This is a genomic window from Streptomyces cyanogenus, assembly GCF_017526105.1.
Classification (GTDB): Bacteria; Actinomycetota; Actinomycetes; order Streptomycetales; family Streptomycetaceae; genus Streptomyces; species Streptomyces cyanogenus.
Genome location: NZ_CP071839.1, coordinates 4,604,072 through 4,621,723 on the forward strand (window position 1 = coordinate 4,604,072; position 17,652 = coordinate 4,621,723).

The following is a 17,652-nucleotide window of genomic DNA, read 5'->3' on the forward strand; positions in this document are numbered from 1 at the left end:
ATGGCCGAGAAGATGGCGATGGCCAAGGCCATCAACGAGTCGCTGCGCCGTGCCCTGGACGCCGACCCCAAGGTGCTGGTCATGGGCGAGGACGTAGGCAAGCTCGGCGGCGTGTTCCGGGTGACCGACGGCCTGCAGAAGGACTTCGGCGAGAGCCGGGTCATCGACACCCCGCTCGCCGAGTCCGGCATCGTCGGCACCGCGATCGGCCTGGCCCTGCGCGGCTACCGCCCGGTGGTGGAGATCCAGTTCGACGGCTTCGTCTTCCCGGCCTACGACCAGATCGTCACCCAGCTCGCCAAGATGCACGCCCGCTCGCTGGGCAAGGTCAAGCTGCCGGTCGTCGTCCGCATCCCCTACGGCGGCGGCATCGGAGCGGTCGAGCACCACTCGGAGTCGCCGGAAGCGCTGTTCGCCCACGTGGCGGGCCTGAAGGTCGTCTCGCCGTCGAACTCCTCCGACGCCTACTGGATGATGCAGCAGGCCATTCAGAGCGACGACCCGGTGATCTACTTCGAGCCGAAGCGGCGCTACTGGGACAAGGCCGAGGTCGACCCCGAGGCGATCCCCGCCCCGCTGCACAAGGCGCGCGTGGTCCGCGAGGGCACGGACCTCACCCTGGCGGCCTACGGCCCGATGGTGAAGCTGTGCCAGGAGGCCGCGGACGCGGCGGCCGAGGAGGGCAAGTCCCTGGAGGTCCTGGACCTGCGCTCGGTCAGCCCCCTCGACTTCGACTCCGTCCAGGCCTCGGTGGAGAAGACCCGCCGCCTGGTCGTGGTGCACGAGGCCCCGGTGTTCTTCGGCTCCGGCGCTGAGATCGCCGCGCGGATTACCGAGCGCTGCTTCTACCACCTGGAGGCACCGGTCCTGCGGGTCGGCGGCTACCACGCCCCGTACCCGCCGGCGCGTCTCGAGGAGACGTACCTGCCGGACCTGGACCGTGTGCTCGACGCCGTCGACCGCTCGCTGGCGTACTGAGGAGAGGGCCGTGACGACGATGACGGAAGCGTCCGTACGCGAGTTCAAGATGCCCGACGTGGGCGAGGGACTCACCGAGGCCGAGATCCTCAAGTGGTACGTCCAGCCGGGCGACACGGTGACGGACGGCCAGGTGGTCTGCGAGGTGGAGACGGCGAAGGCGGCCGTCGAACTGCCCATCCCCTACGACGGCGTGGTCAGCGCACTGCACTTCCCCGAGGGCACCACGGTGGACGTGGGCACGTCCATCATCGCGGTGGCCGTGGCCGGCGGTGCCGCGCCGGAGGCACCCGCCGAGCAGGCGGCGCCGGCGCCCGCCCCGGCGAAGGAGGAGCCGAAGCCGGAGGGCCGCCAGCCGGTCCTCGTCGGCTACGGCGTGGCGACCTCCTCGACCAAGCGCCGCCCGCGCAAGGGCCCCGAGGTCAGCGTTCCGGCGCAGGCGATCCAGACGGAGCTGAACGGCCACGGCGGCGCGGTCGCCGGGAAGCCGCGCCCGCTGGCCAAGCCCCCGGTGCGCAAGCTGGCCAAGGACCTGGGTGTCGACCTGGCCACGATCACCCCGTCCGGCCCGGACGGCATCATCACCCGCGAGGACGTCCACGCGGCGGCCACGCCCCGGACGGCCGAGCCGGAGGCCCCGGTCACGGCGGCCCCCGCGGCCCCGGCCACCGCTGCCGCCCCGGCGCCCGTGGCGTCGTACGACACAGCGCGCGAGACCCGCATCCCGGTCAAGGGCGTCCGCAAGGCCACCGCGCAGGCGATGGTCGGCTCGGCGTTCACCGCGCCGCACGTCACCGAGTTCGTGACGGTCGACGTGACCCGCACGCTGAAGCTGGTCGAGGAGCTGAAGCAGGACAAGGAGATGCAGGGCCTGCGGGTCAACCCGCTCCTGCTGATCGCCAAGGCCCTGCTGGTCGCCATCAAGCGCAACCCGGACATCAACGCGTCCTGGGACGAGGCCGCCCAGGAGATCGTGGTCAAGCACTACGTCAACCTGGGCATCGCGGCGGCCACCCCGCGCGGCCTGATCGTCCCGAACATCAAGGACGCGCACGCCAAGACGCTCCCGCAGCTGGCGGAGGCGCTGGGCGAGCTGGTGACGACGGCCCGCGAGGGCAAGACGTCCCCCGCGGCGATGCAGGGCGGCACGGTGACCATCACCAACGTCGGCGTCTTCGGCGTCGACACGGGCACGCCGATCCTCAACCCGGGCGAGTCGGCGATCCTCGCGGTCGGCGCGATCAAGCTCCAGCCGTGGGTGCACAAGGGCAAGGTGAAGCCGCGTCACGTCACGACCCTGGCCCTGAGCTTCGACCACCGCCTGGTCGACGGCGAGCTGGGTTCCAAGGTCCTCGCGGACGTCGCGGCGATCCTGGAACAGCCGAAGAGGCTGATCACCTGGGCGTGAAGGCCCGTCTCGGCGGGTAACGTCTGAGACTGAAGGGGGCGGCCGCAACTAAGTCTTGCGACCGCCCCCTCTCTTTCCGAGCCCCGCTCCGTCAGCTCCGGCTGAGCACGTACACCGGCGCTCCGTCCTCCGTCCCGCCCTGTGAGCGGATGCAGGCGTGCTTGCGCAGCAGGCGGAGGCATTCGTTGACGCGGTGCACCGAGAGGCCGGTGCGGGCCGCGATGGCCTCCAGCGGGTCGCGCAGCTCACCCTTCTCGACGAGGATCGGGGCGACGACGACGGCCACGGTCCACACGTCCGCCGTCACGGACAACCGCTGCCGCCAGTCGGCGAGTACGGACTCCGTGGTGGGCGGCACCGCGAGGTGGGCGTCGGGCGTCCGGCGTTCGAGGACCAGGGCGTCGAGCCGGTCCGCGATGCGTTCCATGGCCCGCACCATGGCCTGTTGCACGGCGAGGGTGGCCTTCTGCGTGGTCGACGCCTCCCGCTGGAGGGCCAGGGATTCCTTCTGGACGGCCAGCATCTCCTTCTGCAGTTCGATGGATTCGCGCTGCCCGTTCGCAAAGTCCTCGTCCAGCTGGAGGTTGCGCGTCTCCAGCCGGACGATGGCTTCCGCGACCTGTTCGGGCATGGCGTACGCGATGGGCGCGCCCGGTCCGGTCGGCTGCACCTCGGCCTCTTCGAGAGTGTAGGAGCCCTCCCGCTGTACGGTCTCGATGACGTCGGCGACCCACATCTTCAACGGTGCGCAGGATGCTTTGGTGCAGGCGTTGACGAGCAGGATGAGTCCCTGCAGAGAGATGACATTCAGGTCTCGACGCCACTCCCTGCCTGCGGGAATGCTGAGACCGTAACCTCTGGTTAGGGTCTCGAGAGACTCTCGGTGCTCTGTCGGCACATGGTCGGACAGTGCCTTTTGCGGGTTGCTGTGCCCGAGTTCCCTGCAGACGTCCACCGCCGGAAACCAATGGCTCCCGTCCGGCATGGTCAGCCGGCGGACACGGGCTCCGGTCGCCGCGTACACGAAGTCGCTGACGTCGATCGCCTCGTGCCGTTCCCCGGATGCGGACTGTTTCCTGGGTTCGTTCATGTGAACCACCTCCGCCGCGGAACGTAGAGCGGAGGAAATCGAATATGCCAACCGCAAGCGCGATGTTCACGATTGCGGGTGAAGTTCGCCGGAAACGGCGGACATCAGCGGTGGGCCGGCCACAGCGGGGCTACTCACGCCGCAGGGCGTTGAGCAGGGCCGCGCCCCGTTCGGCGTCGTCCACGCTCACCGCGAAGTCCGTACGCCGGCCCCGGGGGCGTACGACCAGACAGTCGCCGGCGCGGAGCATCACCGTCGTACCGAGGCCGCTGATGCGGTAACCCCAGCCACCGACCTGGGACGGCAGCCGCTGCTCGGCGCGGGCGGACTCGATGGCGGCCGGGGCCCAGCGGCGGGCGGGCCAGCCGAGCGGCCCGAACGACACCTCCAGGCCCGCTTCCGACACCTTCGCCCGGACCGAGGAGAAGGCGGCGCCGGCGAGCGAGGTGACGGCGCTGACCGCGCACACGGGCCACAGTCCGGCGGGGTCGGCCAGGCCGACGGCCAGCGCCACCGACGTGGCCACGGTGATCAGGCCGGCCAGTGCCGCCAGCAACTGCAACCAGAGACTGCTCGCGCGGGAGAACCAGAACAGCCGTTCGCCCTCCGGCAGGTCGAGCGCGGCAGCCGGCGGGGCCGGCGTGGCGGCGGGCCGGGCGGCGCAGAGCCAGGCCACCGCGCCGGCGACCGCCGCCAGGGCCAGGACCAGCGCCACACCGAGGGCCGGCTGGCGGGCCTCGTGCCAGTCCGCGCGGTCCAGGTTCGCCCGGACGACGCAGATCTGCGCGCCGACCAGCAGCGTTCCCGTGGGCGCCAGCGTCATCGCCCGCCAGGGGCGTACGGCGGGCCGGGAGCGGCGCCATCGCACGCTCACCGCGAGGACGACCACCAGCCAGACGACCGCCGGGAACAGGGAGGCCGCCCACAGGGGCATCGAGTTGTCGGGGGTGTCACCGAGGTTCCAGTGGGTCGCCAGCCGGCCGGGCAGCCGGCCGCGTACGGCCCAGGGCAGCCCGGCGAGCAGGACTGTGACGGCCGCTGCCGAGCCGATGAGCCACCAGCGCGCCGTACGGCCCTCAGGCGCGGGCCGGTTGTTCTTCCCCGTCACGTCACACCCCGGATCATGTCGATGAGGTCGGTCCGGCTGTAGCCCAGCCGGGACGCCTCCGCCACCAGTTCGCGTACGCGGATCTGCAGCCCGGAGCGCCGGGCCGCGCCCTCGGCGACCGTGATGCCCCGGCCCCGGCGGAACTCCAGCAGGCCCTCGTCCCGCAGCTCGCGCAGGCCGCGCAGGACGGTGTTGGCGTTGATGTCCAGGGCCGTGGAGAGGTCGCGGGCCGAGGGCAGTCGGTCGCCGGCGCGGCACTCGCCCTCGGCGATGGCCCGCCGGATCGCCGCGGCGACCTGCTCGTGCAGCGGGCGGGTGTCGGTCTTGTCCAGACGGAGCAGCATGGTGCCAATGACATTAGCACCATTCATTTCATCGAGGGCAGTCCGCGTCTCGGAACGGAAAAGGGCCCGCCGCTGTCCGCGGCGGGCCCTTCGCTCTGTCGGAGGGTGTCAGCCCAGCTTGGCGAAGCCGTAGCCGAGCAGCTTCTTCGCGTCCGTCTCGCGCTGGGTGATGGAGGTGGACGCGAGGACGGTGCCGATGACCGTCTTGCCGTTGCGGGTGGCGGCGAAGACCAGGCAGTACTTGGCCTCGGGGCCGGAGCCGGTCTTCACGCCGATGGTGCCGCTGTAGCTGCTGAGGAGCCCGTTGGTGTTCGTCCACGGGTTCATCGTGCGGGTGCTGCCCGTCTTGGTGATCGTCTTCGCGGTGTACGTCTTCGTCTTGACGATCGTGCGGAACGTGGAGTTCTTCATCGCGCTGCTGGCGATCTTCGTCAGGTCGCGCGGCGTCGAGTAGTTGCTGCCGTTGCCGATGCCGTCGAACGAGTCGAAGTGGGTGTTCTGCAGGCCCAGGTTCTTGGCGGCGGTGTTCATCTTGCCGATGAAGGACTTCACGCGCGCGGAAGTGGTGGAGCCCGAGCCGTACTTGTCGGCGAGCGCGTACGCGGCGTCGCAGCCGGACGGCAGCATCAGCCCGTACAGCAGCTGACGGACGGTCACCTTGTCGCCGACGATCAGGTGCGCCTGGGAGGCGTTGTTCCTGACGACGTAGTCGCTGTAGATCTTCTTGATCGTGACCTTGGCGTCGAGGTTGAGGTTCGACTGCGCGAGCACGACCTTGGCGGTCATGATCTTGGTGGTCGAACCGGTGGAGCGCTTGTAGTCCGCCGCCTTGGTGTACAGCGTCGAGCCGTTCGCGTTGTTCATCACGTAGCCGCCCTTGGCCACGATGGAGGGCGTGGTCACGGCCTGTGCGGGCGCAGCGGTGAGGGCACCGGTGGCGAGCAGCGCGCCGGAGGTGACGGCGACGGCGGCGGCTCTGCGGAGGCGGATGCCCTGGATGCCGGTAATCAAAGTGATATACCTCGAATGTCGTTAATGCCCCTGGAATGCGGCCTGGTTGAGCTGGCAACGGAAGGGGCCGCATGGGTGTGACACGTAACTAGCACAGAAGGTTGTGTGGTCGCTGCGGGGTCTTCGTCACGTCCGGATGATGGACGGTGCTGTCCTTGCGTACGTGTTGTATCTATGCTGTGGGCATGAACACGGCCGTCGAGCAGCCCGCACCGCAGTCCCTCAAGCCGCCCCCCGCCGCCGACCGCGTGTACGCCCACGTCAAGCAGGGTGTCCTCGACCGCCGCTACGAGGGCGGCACGCTGCTCACCGAGGGTGAGCTGGCCGATGCCGTCGGTGTCTCGCGCACACCCGTCCGGGAGGCGCTGCTGCGGCTGGAGGTCGAGGGCCTCATCCGGCTCTACCCGAAGAAGGGCGCCCTGGTCCTGCCGGTCTCCGCGCAGGAGATCGCGGACGTGGTGGAGACCCGGCTGCTGGTCGAGGAGCACGCGGCCCGCAAGGCCGTGCCCGCGCCGCCGGGCCTGCTGGAGCGGCTGGCCGAGCTGCTGGAGCGGCAGAAGGCGCAGGCCGCCGCCGGCGATCTGGCCGCCGCCGCGGTCACCGACCGCTGCTTCCACGCCGAGATCGTGCGCAGCGGGGGCAACGAGATCCTCTCCCGGCTCTACGACCAGCTGCGCGACCGCCAGCTGCGGATGGGCGTCGCCGTCATGCACTCCCACCCCGACCGGATCGCCAAGACGCTCGCCGAGCACGAGGAGATCCTGCACGCGCTGCGCGCCGGGGACGCGGATGCGGCCGTAGGGATCGTCCACCGGCACGTGAGCTGGTTCTCGCACCTCGCCCGGGGTGAGGTCCGGTGAGCGCTCCGGTGCGCAACGCCACCCTTCCGGGGGACCCGCCGGGCGGACGCCGGGCCGTCGCCGTGTGGTCCATAGGTGTGGCCGTCTACTTCGTCGCCGTCATCTTCCGTACGTCCCTGGGCGTGGCCGGCCTCGACGCGGCCGGCCGGTTCCACGTCAACGCCTCGGCCCTGTCCACGTTCTCCATCCTCCAGCTGCTGGTCTACGCGGGGATGCAGATACCCGTCGGCCTGCTGGTCGACCGCCTGGGCACCAAGAAGGTGCTGAGCATCGGGGCGGTCCTCTTCACCGCCGGACAGCTGGGCTTCGCCTTCTCCCCCTCGTACGGCACCGCGCTCGCCTCCCGCGCGCTGCTGGGCTGCGGTGACGCGATGACCTTCATCAGCGTGCTGCGGCTCGGCACCCGCTGGTTCCCGGCCCGGCGCGGGCCGCTGGTGGCGCAGCTCGCGGGCCTGGTCGGCATGGCGGGCAACCTGGTCTCCACCCTGGTGCTGGCCCGGCTGCTGCACGGCATCGGCTGGACCCCGGCGTTCGCGGGCAGCGCGCTGGCGGGCGCGGTCGTCCTGGTCCTGACCCTGCTGTTCCTGAAGGACCACCCCGAGGGGCAGGAGCCGGAGCCGTCCCCGCACCAGGGCGCGGCCTACGTCCGCCGGCAGATCGCCGCGGCCTGGCGGGAGCCGGGCACCCGCCTGGGCCTGTGGGTGCACTTCACCACCCAGTTCCCGGCGATGGTGTTCCTGCTGCTGTGGGGCCTGCCGTTCCTCGTCGAGGCGCAGGGCCTCAGCCGTGCCACGGCCGGTGAGCTGCTCACCCTCGTCGTCCTTTCCAACATGGTGATCGGGCTGGTCTACGGCCAGATCGTCGCGCGGCACCACGCGGCCCGGCTGCCGCTGGCGCTGGGCACGGTCGGCGCCACCGCGCTGCTGTGGGCGGTGACGCTGGCCTACCCCGGCCGGCACGCGCCGATGTGGCTGCTGCTGGTGCTGTGCGCGGTGCTCGGTGCGTGCGGGCCGGCCTCGATGATCGGCTTCGACTTCGCCCGGCCGGCCAACCCGCCCGAGCGACAGGGCACGGCGTCCGGCATCACCAACATGGGTGGCTTCATCGCCTCCATGACGACCCTGTTCGCGATCGGCGTGCTGCTGGACGCGACCGGCGACGACTACACCGTGGCGTTCAGCGCCGTGTTCGTGCTCCAGGCGCTCGGGATCAGCCAGATCCTGCGGCTGCGGGGGCGGGCGGCCCGGCGCGAGCGGGAGCGGCTGGTGGCCAGCCGGGTGGAGACGGTGCACGTCCCCGCCTAGGGTCTCTCGTTCGGCCCCGGCCGCCCCGTGCTGTGGCCGCGGCTGCCGGTTACGGGGTGACCGCGAAGTGGCGCAGGATCGCCGCCGCCAGGTCCTGTTCGCCCTCGGTCTTCACCCGGTCCGCGACCGCCGCGGGGGTGACCCGGCCGCAGGCCAGGCGGACGTAGGTCTCCCAGTCGAGGGTGAGCGCGGCGGCGGGGCCGAGGGCGGGGGCGGTCTCCACGGTGCCGCGGCCCTGGATGTCGACGCGGACCGTGCGCAGGAACTCCACGGGGCCGTGCACGTCGAACACGACCGCCGAGCTGCGCGGGGCGTTCGCGTCGTGGGCGACGACCTTGGGCAGCGCCTCCAGCAGCACGTCCCGGGTGACGTACGCGCCCGGCGAGTCCAGGTTGCCGGGGCGGCCGAGGGCGGTGCGCAGGTCCTGTTCGTGCACCCACACGTCGAACGCCCGCATGCGGTAGGCCCGTTCCAGGGTGATCTCGGTGCCGAGCGGCCCGCGCACCAGGGTGCCGGGGTCCCGGGACTCGTTGCGCAGCTGCCGGTTGCGGCGGATGACCGTGTACTCCAGCTCGGCGGTCATCTCCGGCGCCGTGTGGTGGCGGCGGACGTCGACCTGCATCTCCATGTAGCGCTGGTGCTCGGTGGTGACGTGGAACAGGTCGCTCGGCAGGGAGTGGATGGGGCGCGGGTCGCCGAGCATCTCGCAGTCCATGCCGATGACGTGGGACACGATGTCCCGCACCGACCAGCCGGGGCAGGGTGTCCGCCGGTTCCACTCGCCCTCGACGAGCGACTGCACCATCTCGGATATCGCTTCGATGGAGTGCGTCCAGGCGTCGGCGTAGGGCTGGAGGGTGGGATGCAGACTCACGGAACGGGACCCCTCGGCGGTCGGTACACGGGCAGGTTGTGGCGGCGTTGCCAGCGGGCGGCGGCTGCACTTCGGCGGGTGTCTTGAGAGGCTAAGTTACGCTGCTGAAAGGCACCCCGGCAGTGCTTTCGTGTGACGATCGTAGGCCCGTGTGGACGACTCGAATGCCAGGACGGTGGTAGTGTGCGCGCTTCGCTGATCCAGATCGCCGTGGACGAGGACGAACCGGTCGGCTCCCGGCGGCGGCGCGCGGCCGCGCTGGTGCGTGAGCAGCGCGGTGCCGACCTCGTGGTCCTGCCCGAGCTGTGGACCACCGGAGCCTTCGCCTACGAGGAGTTCGGCCGGGAGGCCGAGCCGCTCGAAGGGCCGACGTACGAGACGATGGCCAAGGCGGCGAGCGACGCGGGCGTGTGGTTGCACGCCGGCTCCATCCCCGAGCGGGCGGCGTCCGGCAGCGGCTCCGCCGCGCAGGACGGCCCCCTCTACAACACCTCTCTCGTCTTCTCCCCCTCCGGTGAACTGGCCGCGGTCTACCGCAAGATCCACCGCTTCGGCTTCGACAAGGGCGAGGCGGTGCTGATGGGCGCGGGCCGGGACCTGGTGACGGTCCGTCTGCCCGGGACCACGCTCGGCGTGGCCACCTGCTACGACCTCCGTTTCCCCGAACTCTTCCGCGGACTGGTCGACGCCGGCGCCGAGACGCTGGTGATCCCGGCGGGCTGGCCCGAGCGGCGACGCGCGCACTGGACGCTGCTGGCCCAGGCGCGGGCGGTGGAGAACCAGGCGTTCGTGCTCGCGTGTGGAACGGCCGGGACCCACGCCGGAGTTCCGCAGGCGGGTCACTCGATCGTGGTGGATCCGTGGGGCGAGGTGCTCGCCGAGGCCGGTTCCGCGGAGGAGGTCCTCACGGTGGACCTCGACCCGGCGAAGGTGGCCGCGACCCGCGAGCAGTTCCCGGCGCTGAAGGACCGGGTCCTCGGCCTGGAGCCGCCCGCGCAGCGACGCTAGATGCTCCCCGGCCGCGGGGTCAGTCGCCCTCGCCCTCCTTCTCGGCCAGGTGGATCACGCACACCGCCACCGCGATGAGCAGCGCCGGGTCGGCGTCCTCCCGTACGACGTCCACGCCGTAGGTGTCGCGGACGCTCAGCCAGCGGCGGGAGATGACCGCGAGGAGTTCGCCCTCGTACTCCACGGCGAACTCGCGGTCCAGGATCTTCCCGCTGACGTCCAGTTCCGTGCCGTCCGCGAGGGAGACGCGGTAGTGGTTGCGCAGCAGCGACAGCCGCTTGCGCCTGATCCGGGCCAGGGGCTCGCCGTCCCGTTCGATCACCATGGTGTCGCGCAGGGCGAACATCTTCTGGTGGATGTCGATCAGGACCCGCCCCTGGGCGTCCTTCAGCTCGAAGGTGTCGCGCAGCCGCATCGCCTTGCCGTCGACGAGGTACACCTGCCGGCCCTGTTCGTCCTCGATCCACCAGTCGTCACCGATGCCGAGGATCCGGTCGCGTACGAGGAATCTCATACGGGTCATGCTTCCCCGTGACCGGTCGATCGTCCCGGAATCACCACATTCCGTCGCGAAGGCGGTGACGGACGCCTCGGACCGGCGGATCCGCTCACGGGCCGCTGCCGCCGGCGGCCGTCGGCTGCGCAGGCCCCGCCCCGAACCGCTTGCGGTACGCCGACGGGCTCAGCCCCGTCTCCCGCCGCAGCCGGGCCCGCAGATTGGCCGCCGTGCCCAGGCCGCTGCGCGCCGCCACGACGTCCAGCCGCTCCTCGCCCCGCTCGATCAGCCGGCACGCCAGGGCCACGCGCTCCCCGGTGAGCCAGGCCAGCGGAGTCGTGCCCAGCTGGTTGCGGAAGCGGCGGTGCAGGGTGGCGGGGGAGACGGCCGCGCGGGCGGCGAGGCCGGAGACGGTCAGCGGCTCGCCCAGCCGCTCCTGCGCCCAGGCCAGCAGCGGGCCGAGCGACTCGTCGGGCACCGCGGGCACCGGACGCTCCACGAACTGCCGTTGCCCGCCGTCCCGGTGCGCGGCGAAGACGAGCCGCCGGGAGACGTGGTTGGCGATCTCCGCGCCGTGGTCACGGCGCACCAGGTGCAGGCCCAGGTCGAGCGCGGAGGCGCTGCCGGAGGCAGTGAGGATGTCGCCGTCGTCCACGAAGAGCACGTCCGCCTCCAGGCGCACCCGCGGGAAGCGGGCCCGGAAGGCGTCCGCCCACATCCAGTGGCAGGCCGCCCGGCGCCCGTCCAGCAGCCCGGCCTCCGCCAGGGTGAAGGCGCCCGAACAGAAGCCGACGAGCCGGGCGCCCCGCGCGTGGGCCCGGCGGATCACGTCCAGGACGCGCTGCGAGCGGGGGACGTGGGTGTCGGGCCGGTTCGGCACGATCAGCGTGTCCGCGGACTCGGCGGCCTCCGGACCGGCGACCCCGGTGAGCGTGAAGAAACCGTCCCGCATCCGGGTTTCCGGCTCGGCCGCGCACAGCCGGAAGTCGTACAGCTCCCGCCCCAGTTCGGGCCGCGCGAGACCGAAGATCTCGATGGCACAGCTCATCTCGAAGGGGTTGGAGTTGTCGTCGACCACCAGCACGACACGGTGAGAGGATCGTTGCGGCATGTGCGATTTCTAGCACTCGCCCGCCGCCGGGGCACCCCCGAGGATGAATCCATGGAACCGATCTCCCTGGACGCGGCCCTCGCCTCCTTCACCGAGCAGTGGAGCCCCCGCATCGTCACCGCCGTCAACGACTACGACGTCCGCGTGGCCAAGGTGGAGGGCGAACATCTCTGGCACGCGCACGCGTACACCGACGAGTTCTTCCTGGTCCTCGCAGGCGAACTGCACATCGGCCTGCGCGAGCCGGCCGGCGAGCGCACGGTGGTGCTGCCCAAGGGCTCGGTGTTCACCGTCCCGCGCGGGGTCGAGCACAAGCCGTACGCGCCCGTGCCCACCGAGATCCTGGTCTTCGAGCCCACCGGGACGCTCAGCGTCGGGGACCGGCACGAGGACGTCCCCGACCACGTGGACGCCACCACGGGCCACGCCCTCGGCTGACCGGGCGCCGGGATCCGGCGGGGACGCCGACGGCGACGACAGGGTCCACGGCGGCTCCGGCACCGACACCTGGACTGACGGGGGAGTTGTCCACAGGCCCCCACCGCTGACGGGGCCGGGTGGCACCCTTGGAGTCATGACCGACTCCGCACGCCGACGCGCCCGGGTCCGGGCCCCCGAGCTGATCGGCAAGGGTGGCTGGCTGAACACGGGAGACCGGCAGTACACGCTCGCCGACCTGCGCGGACGCATCGTCGTCCTGGACTTCTGGACCTTCTGCTGCATCAACTGCCTGCACGTCCTGGACGAGCTGCGCGAGCTGGAGGCCAGGCACCGGGACACGCTCGTGGTGATCGGGGTGCACTCCCCGAAGTTCGTGCACGAGGCCGACCACGAGGCCGTCGTGGACGCAGTCGAGCGCTACGGCGTGGAGCACCCGGTCCTGGACGACCCGGAGCTGGCCACCTGGAAGCAGTACGCGGTGCGCGCCTGGCCGACGCTCGTGGTGATCGACCCCGAGGGGTACGTCGTCGCCCAGCACGCGGGTGAGGGACATGTGCACGCCATCGAGCGCCTGGTGACCGAGCTGGAGGCCGAGCACGAGGCCAAGGGCACCCTGCGCCGGGGCGCCGGGCCGTACGTACCGCCGGAGCCCGAGCCGACGACGCTGCGCTTCCCCGGCAAGGCCCTGCTGCTGCCGTCCGGCACCTTCCTGGTCAGCGACACCACCCGGCACCAGCTGGTGGAGCTGGAGGCGGACGGCGAGACGGTCGTGCGGCGGATCGGCCAGGGCAGCCGCGGCCTGACCGACAGCACCTGGGTCCGTTCGCGGTTCAACGAGCCGCAGGGTCTGGCGCTGCTGCCGGACGGCTCCGTGGTCGTCGCCGACACGGTCAACCACGCCCTCCGGCGCTTCGACCCGGTAAGCGGCCGGACCACCACCCTGGCCGGCACCGGATGGCAGTGGATGCGGGGCGACGCCACCTCGGGCCCCGGGCGCGAGGTCAACCTGTCCTCACCGTGGGACGTGGCGTGGTGGAACGGGAAGGTGTGGATCGCCATGGCCGGCGTCCACCAGCTGTGGGCGTACGACCCGGCGGACGGCACCGTCTCCGTCACCGCCGGCACCGCCAACGAGGGACTCGTCGACGGCCCGGCCGACGAGGCCTGGTTCGCCCAGCCCTCCGGCCTCGCGGTCTCCCCCGACGGGGAGCGGCTCTGGCTCGCCGACTCCGAGACCAGCGCCCTGCGCTGGGTGGACCTCGACGGGCACGTCCGCACCGCCGTCGGCACCGGCCTGTTCGACTTCGGCCACCGGGACGGCGCCGCCGGTCAGGCCCTCCTCCAGCACCCGCTGGGCGTCACCGCCCTGCCGGACGGCTCGGTGGCGGTCGCCGACACCTACAACCACGCCCTGCGCCGCTACGACCCCGCTACCGGCGAGGTCACCACGCTCGCCACCGATCTGCGCGAGCCGAGCGACGCGGTCCTCGTCGGCGAGGACGTCGTGGTCGTGGAATCCGCCCGGCACCGGCTGACCCGGCTGCGCCTGCCGGAGGAGGCGGTGCGCGTGGAGTCGGTCGCCCACCGCACCCGGCGCGCCGCGACCGAGGTCGCCCCCGGCCGTCTCCGCCTCGACGTGATCTTCCAGGCTCCGGCGGGCCAGAAGCTGGACACCCGGTACGGCCCCTCGACCCGTCTGCTGGTCTCCTCCACCCCGCCCGAGCTGCTGCTCAAGGGCGAGGGAGCGGACACGGACCTGTCCCGTGAGCTGGAGCTGAACCCGGCCGTCACCGAGGGCGTCCTGCACGTCTCCGCGATGGCCGCCAGCTGTGACGACGATCCCGCCAACGACTACCCCGCCTGCCATGTCCACCAGCAGGACTGGGGTGTTCCGCTCCGCCTCACCGAGGGCGGGGCGGACCGCCTGCCGCTCGTCCTGGCGGGCCTGGACGAGCAGGAGGCGGCGCCTCAGACGCCGTAGCCGTCGGAGTAGCCGTCGACGCGGTGGCGTTCGTCCTCCACCACCGGTGTCGTCGGCGGCACGACCACGCGGCGGCGGCGCGCGATGCCACTGAACGTCGCCACCCCGATCAGGCCGACGGCCATCAGGATCAGACCGACGACAGTGAGGTTGACGCCCTGCATGTGCCAGTCGGTCGCGAACGTCAGAATGGCCCCCACGGCGATGAGGATGATGCATCCGCCGAGACCCATGAGACCTCGCCTCCCCTTCCGGTTCCGGAATCTCCGGTGCCGTGCGGGTACCCGGCCAGGTCCCGACTAGCCCTCCAAGAAGGCCGTCAGGGCATTCGCGAGCAGGAACGGGTCGTCGGCGCCGCACAGTTCCCGCACGCTGTGCATGGAGAGGATCGCCACGCCGATGTCCACCGTGCGGATGCCGTGCCGGGCCGCGGTGATCGGGCCGATGGTGGTGCCGCAGGGCATGGAGTTGTTGGAGACGAAGGTCTGGAAGGGGACGTTCGCCTTCTCGCAGGCCGCGGCGAACACCGCGCGGCCCGAACCGTCCGTGGCGTAGCGGTTGTTGACGTTGACCTTGAGGATCGGGCCGCCGTTGACCCGGGGGTGGTGCGTCGGGTCGTGCCGTTCGGCGTAGTTGGGGTGCACGGCGTGGCCCGTGTCGGAGGACAGACAGACCGAGCCGGCGAAGGCACGCGCCCGGTCCTCGAACGACCCGCCCCGCGCGAACACCGAGCGCTCCAGCACCGATCCGAGCAGCGGGCCGTCGGCGCCGGTGTCCGACTGGGAGCCGTTCTCCTCGTGGTCGAAGGCGGCCAGCACCGGGATGCGGCCGAGCGGGGCACCGGAGGCCGCGACGGCGGCCAGGGCGGCGGCACCGGCGTGCACGGAGAGCAGGTTGTCCATGCGCGGCCCGGCGACCAGCTCCCGGTCCCGGCCGAGGTAGGCCGGCGGCTCCACCGGGTGCGTCATGAGGTCCCAGCCGGCCACCGAACCGGCCGCCAGCCCGGCCTCCTGCTCCAGGAAGGCGATGAGGTCGCCGTCCAGCACGTCGTCGCCGAGGCCCCACACCGGCTGCAGATGGCGCTGCTTGTCCAGCTTGAGCCCCTCGGCGCTGACCGAACGGTCCAGGTGGATGGCGAGCTGCGGCACCCGCAGCAGCGGCCGGTCCACGTTGACCAGGGCGGAGGAGCCGTCGCGCAGCGAGAGCCGGCCGGCCAGGCCCAGGTCCCGGTCCAGCCAGGAGTTGAGCAGCGGGCCGCCGTAGATCTCGACGGCGACCTGGCGCCAGCCCTGCGTCCCGCTGTCCGGGCGCGGCTTGACCCGCAGGCTCGGGGAGTCGGTGTGCGCGCCGATGATGTGGAAGGGGGTGTGCGGCTCGGCGCCCTCGGGCACGTACCAGGCCACGATCGCGCCGCCGCGCAGCACGTAACGGCCGCCGTGCCCGGATGCCGCCGCGTCCCAGTCGTCCGTCTCCGCGACCTGCCGGAAGCCCGCCTTCTCCAGCCGCTCGGCGGTGTTCGCCACGGCGTGGTACGGCGACGGGCTCGCCGCCAGGAAGGACATCAGGTCGTCGGTGTGGCCGCGGTCGAAGCGGGCTGGTGCGCTCATGGGATTCACCTTAACGACGTGCACGGGCCCGCTCCCGGAAAGAGAGCGGGCCCGTGCGAGGAATCGACGGGGACGTCCGGAACGTCTGGACCGTTTAGAACGCGGCCTCGTCCAGCTCCATGAGGTCCAGGTCGACGCTGCCGGCGACCTTGCGGGCGAGGGTGACGCCCGGCAGGACGTTCGCCGCGAAGAACTTCGCCGCGGCGATCTTGCCGGTGTAGAACGCCTTGTCCTTCGCCGAGGCGGTGGGCAGCTTCTCGGCGGCGATCGCGGCACCCTTGAGGAGCAGGTAGCCGACGACCACGTCACCGGAGGCCATGAGCAGGCGGGTGGTGTTCAGGCCGACCTTGTAGATGTTCTTGGTGTCCTGCTCGGTGGCGGCGAGGTCGGTCAGCATCAGGCCGACGATCGCCTCCAGCTCCACGGCCGCCTTGGCCAGGTGCTCGCGGGCGCCGGCCAGCTCCTCGCCGCCGGTGCCGAGCGCCAGGAACTTCTTGATGTCCTCGGCGAGGGCGTTCAGCGCGGCGCCCTGGTTGCGGACGATCTTCCGGAAGAAGAAGTCCTGGCCCTGGATCGCCGTGGTGCCCTCGTAGAGGGTGTCGATCTTGGAGTCCCGGATGTACTGCTCGATCGGGTACTCCTGCAGGAAGCCGGAGCCGCCGAAGGTCTGCAGCGACTGGGCGAGCTGCTCGTAGCCCTTCTCGGAGCCGTAACCCTTGACGATGGGCAGGAGCAGGTCGTTCAGCGCCTCCTCGGCGGAGGCGTCCTCGCCGTTCGCCTCCTTGAGCTGGATGGCGTCCTGGATGGAGGCGGTGTACAGCACGAGGGCGCGCATGCCCTCCGCGTACGCCTTCTGCGTGATCAGCGAGCGGCGCACGTCGGGGTGGTGGGTGATGGTGACCTTGGGCGCGGTCTTGTCCATGAAGTTGGCCAGGTCCGGGCCCTGCACGCGCTCCTTGGCGTACTCCAGCGCGTTGAGGTAGCCGGTGGAGAGCGTGGAGATCGCCTTCGTGCCGACCATCATGCGGGCGAACTCGATGATGCGGAACATCTGGCGGATGCCGTCGTGCTTGTCGCCGATCAGCCAGCCCTTGGCGGGGTGCTTGTCGCCGAAGGTCATCTCGCACGTGTTGGAGGCCTTCAGGCCCATCTTGTGCTCGACGTTGGTGGCGTAGACGCCGTTGCGCTCGCCCAGCTCGCCGGTCTCGAAGTCGAAGAGGTACTTCGGGACGAGGAAGAGGGACAGACCCTTGGTGCCGGGGCCGGCCCCCTCGGGACGCGCCAGCACGTAGTGGAGGATGTTCTCCGACATGTCGTGCTCACCGGAGGTGATGAAGCGCTTCACGCCCTCGATGTGCCAGGAGCCGTCCTCCTGCTGCACGGCCTTGGTGCGGCCGGCGCCCACGTCCGAGCCGGCGTCCGGCTCGGTGAGCACCATGGTGGAGCCCCACTGCTTCTCGGTGGCGATCTTGGCGATGTGCTTCTGGACCTCGTTGCCCTCCTCGAAGAGGATGCCGGCGAACGCCGGGCCCGAGGAGTACATCCACACGGCCGGGTTGGCGCCCAGGATCAGCTCGGCGTAGGCCCAGATGAGGGAGCGCGGCGAGGTGGTGCCGCCGATCTCCTCGGGCAGGCCGAGCCGCCAGTACTCGGAGTCCATGAAGGCCTGGTAGCTCTTCTTGAAGGACGCCGGGATGGGCGCGGTGTTGGTCTCCGGGTCGAAGACCGGCGGGTTGCGGTCGGCGTCCGCGAAGGACTCGGCCAGCTCGTTCTCGGAGAGGCGGGTCAGCTCCTCCAGGACGCTCTTGGCGGTCTCGACGTCCATCTCCTCGAACGGGCCGGTGCCGTACACCTTGTCGCGCCCCAGTACTTCGAAGAGGTTGAACTCGATGTCGCGGAGATTCGACTTGTAGTGCCCCATGGCGACGGCTCCGTTGAGGGATCGGCGAGGCACTGGCTCCTCGCACCTAGTTCACGTACCAACAAGTAGCACCGATGATGCTACCCGTCGGTAATAAGAAGCAACCCCGA

Annotated in this window: 17 protein-coding genes; 7 read left to right on the plus strand and 10 right to left on the minus strand. The window is 71.2% G+C overall.

The window, feature by feature from the left end; genetic code table 11:
• Together S1361_RS20695 and S1361_RS20700 are read left to right on the plus strand one after the other, a co-directional pair.
• The gene (locus S1361_RS20695; RefSeq protein ID WP_208033297.1) at positions 1 to 978 is read left to right on the plus strand and encodes an alpha-ketoacid dehydrogenase subunit beta; all 978 of its coding nucleotides are present in this window, start codon (positions 1 to 3) and stop codon (positions 976 to 978) included.
• Between the two features lie 10 nt (positions 979 to 988).
• Positions 989 to 2,386, plus strand: coding sequence for a dihydrolipoamide acetyltransferase family protein (locus tag S1361_RS20700; protein ID WP_208033298.1), 1,398 nt, complete (start codon positions 989 to 991; stop codon positions 2,384 to 2,386).
• Between the two features lie 91 nt (positions 2,387 to 2,477).
• Here S1361_RS20700 and S1361_RS20705 read toward each other — a convergent pair whose 3' ends face one another.
• The 4 genes from S1361_RS20705 to S1361_RS20720 form a co-directional block, all read right to left on the minus strand.
• Entirely contained in the window at positions 2,478 to 3,476 is a 999-nt protein-coding gene (locus S1361_RS20705; protein WP_208033299.1) for a BRO-N domain-containing protein, read from the minus strand.
• A 130-nt stretch (positions 3,477 to 3,606) separates the two neighbouring features.
• The gene (locus S1361_RS20710; RefSeq protein ID WP_243769243.1) at positions 3,607 to 4,584 is read right to left on the minus strand and encodes a DUF1648 domain-containing protein; all 978 of its coding nucleotides are present in this window, start codon (positions 4,582 to 4,584) and stop codon (positions 3,607 to 3,609) included.
• Positions 4,581 to 4,928, minus strand: coding sequence for a GntR family transcriptional regulator (locus S1361_RS20715; RefSeq protein ID WP_208033300.1), 348 nt, complete (start codon positions 4,926 to 4,928; stop codon positions 4,581 to 4,583). The genes S1361_RS20710 and S1361_RS20715 overlap by 4 nt, the downstream gene beginning before the upstream one ends.
• Positions 4,929 to 5,036: 108 nt before the next feature.
• Positions 5,037 to 5,939: a D-alanyl-D-alanine carboxypeptidase family protein gene (locus S1361_RS20720; protein ID WP_208033301.1), complete on the minus strand. Its 903-nt coding sequence runs from the start codon at positions 5,937 to 5,939 to the stop codon at positions 5,037 to 5,039.
• Between the two features lie 185 nt (positions 5,940 to 6,124).
• On the opposite strand from S1361_RS20720, the gene S1361_RS20725 reads away from it, so the two are divergent.
• Positions 6,125 to 6,799 carry a GntR family transcriptional regulator gene (locus tag S1361_RS20725; RefSeq protein WP_208033302.1) on the plus strand — a complete coding sequence of 225 codons (675 nt, stop codon included), beginning with the start codon at positions 6,125 to 6,127 and terminating at the stop codon, positions 6,797 to 6,799.
• A complete protein-coding gene (locus S1361_RS20730) occupies positions 6,796 to 8,103 on the plus strand; it encodes an MFS transporter (RefSeq protein ID WP_208033303.1) in 1,308 nt (435 codons plus the stop codon). The genes S1361_RS20725 and S1361_RS20730 overlap by 4 nt, the downstream gene beginning before the upstream one ends.
• 49 nt (positions 8,104 to 8,152) lie before the next feature.
• Here S1361_RS20730 and S1361_RS20735 read toward each other — a convergent pair whose 3' ends face one another.
• A complete protein-coding gene (locus S1361_RS20735) occupies positions 8,153 to 8,977 on the minus strand; it encodes a maleylpyruvate isomerase family mycothiol-dependent enzyme (RefSeq protein ID WP_208033304.1) in 825 nt (274 codons plus the stop codon).
• Between the two features lie 183 nt (positions 8,978 to 9,160).
• Between S1361_RS20735 and S1361_RS20740 the strand changes: the two genes are divergently transcribed.
• Positions 9,161 to 9,985 carry a carbon-nitrogen family hydrolase gene (locus tag S1361_RS20740; RefSeq protein WP_208033305.1) on the plus strand — a complete coding sequence of 275 codons (825 nt, stop codon included), beginning with the start codon at positions 9,161 to 9,163 and terminating at the stop codon, positions 9,983 to 9,985.
• A gap of 19 nt (positions 9,986 to 10,004) precedes the next feature.
• Here S1361_RS20740 and S1361_RS20745 read toward each other — a convergent pair whose 3' ends face one another.
• Positions 10,005 to 10,499, minus strand: coding sequence for an LURP-one-related/scramblase family protein (locus S1361_RS20745; RefSeq protein ID WP_208033306.1), 495 nt, complete (start codon positions 10,497 to 10,499; stop codon positions 10,005 to 10,007).
• A gap of 94 nt (positions 10,500 to 10,593) precedes the next feature.
• Positions 10,594 to 11,592: a GlxA family transcriptional regulator gene (locus S1361_RS20750; RefSeq protein ID WP_208033307.1), complete on the minus strand. Its 999-nt coding sequence runs from the start codon at positions 11,590 to 11,592 to the stop codon at positions 10,594 to 10,596.
• A 51-nt stretch (positions 11,593 to 11,643) separates the two neighbouring features.
• On the opposite strand from S1361_RS20750, the gene S1361_RS20755 reads away from it, so the two are divergent.
• The gene (locus S1361_RS20755) at positions 11,644 to 12,030 is read left to right on the plus strand and encodes a cupin domain-containing protein (RefSeq protein WP_208033308.1); all 387 of its coding nucleotides are present in this window, start codon (positions 11,644 to 11,646) and stop codon (positions 12,028 to 12,030) included.
• A 136-nt stretch (positions 12,031 to 12,166) separates the two neighbouring features.
• Positions 12,167 to 14,014 (plus strand): thioredoxin-like domain-containing protein, encoded by a 1,848-nt coding sequence (locus S1361_RS20760; protein ID WP_208033309.1) that lies wholly within the window; start codon positions 12,167 to 12,169, stop codon positions 14,012 to 14,014.
• Here the strand turns inward: S1361_RS20760 and S1361_RS20765 are convergent.
• The 3 genes from S1361_RS20765 to S1361_RS20775 all read right to left on the minus strand — a co-directional run bounded on the left by S1361_RS20765 (position 14,002) and on the right by S1361_RS20775 (position 17,542).
• Positions 14,002 to 14,247 carry a DUF6458 family protein gene (locus S1361_RS20765; protein ID WP_208033310.1) on the minus strand — a complete coding sequence of 82 codons (246 nt, stop codon included), beginning with the start codon at positions 14,245 to 14,247 and terminating at the stop codon, positions 14,002 to 14,004. The two genes, S1361_RS20760 and S1361_RS20765, sit on opposite strands and share 13 nt — an antisense overlap.
• Positions 14,248 to 14,313: 66 nt before the next feature.
• The gene (locus S1361_RS20770) at positions 14,314 to 15,621 is read right to left on the minus strand and encodes a M18 family aminopeptidase (RefSeq protein WP_208033311.1); all 1,308 of its coding nucleotides are present in this window, start codon (positions 15,619 to 15,621) and stop codon (positions 14,314 to 14,316) included.
• A 94-nt stretch (positions 15,622 to 15,715) separates the two neighbouring features.
• Positions 15,716 to 17,542, minus strand: coding sequence for an acyl-CoA dehydrogenase (locus S1361_RS20775; RefSeq protein ID WP_208033312.1), 1,827 nt, complete (start codon positions 17,540 to 17,542; stop codon positions 15,716 to 15,718).
• Positions 17,543 to 17,652 lie beyond the last annotated feature (110 nt).

Bases quoted from the DNA above. Each gene is read 5' to 3' on its own strand.
- S1361_RS20750 (WP_208033307.1), bottom strand. From the start codon at position 11,592: ATGCCGCAACGATCCTCTCACCGTGTCGTGCTGGTGGTCGACGACAAC.
- S1361_RS20755 (WP_208033308.1), top strand. From the start codon at position 11,644: ATGGAACCGATCTCCCTGGACGCGGCCCTCGCCTCCTTCACCGAGCAG.
- S1361_RS20695 (WP_208033297.1), top strand. From the start codon at position 1: ATGGCCGAGAAGATGGCGATGGCCAAGGCCATCAACGAGTCGCTGCGC.
- S1361_RS20745 (WP_208033306.1), bottom strand. From the start codon at position 10,499: ATGAGATTCCTCGTACGCGACCGGATCCTCGGCATCGGTGACGACTGG.
- S1361_RS20715 (WP_208033300.1), bottom strand. From the start codon at position 4,928: ATGCTGCTCCGTCTGGACAAGACCGACACCCGCCCGCTGCACGAGCAG.
- S1361_RS20765 (WP_208033310.1), bottom strand. From the start codon at position 14,247: ATGGGTCTCGGCGGATGCATCATCCTCATCGCCGTGGGGGCCATTCTG.
- S1361_RS20760 (WP_208033309.1), top strand. From the start codon at position 12,167: ATGACCGACTCCGCACGCCGACGCGCCCGGGTCCGGGCCCCCGAGCTG.
- S1361_RS20770 (WP_208033311.1), bottom strand. From the start codon at position 15,621: ATGAGCGCACCAGCCCGCTTCGACCGCGGCCACACCGACGACCTGATG.
- S1361_RS20725 (WP_208033302.1), top strand. From the start codon at position 6,125: ATGAACACGGCCGTCGAGCAGCCCGCACCGCAGTCCCTCAAGCCGCCC.
- S1361_RS20705 (WP_208033299.1), bottom strand. From the start codon at position 3,476: ATGAACGAACCCAGGAAACAGTCCGCATCCGGGGAACGGCACGAGGCG.
- S1361_RS20775 (WP_208033312.1), bottom strand. From the start codon at position 17,542: ATGGGGCACTACAAGTCGAATCTCCGCGACATCGAGTTCAACCTCTTC.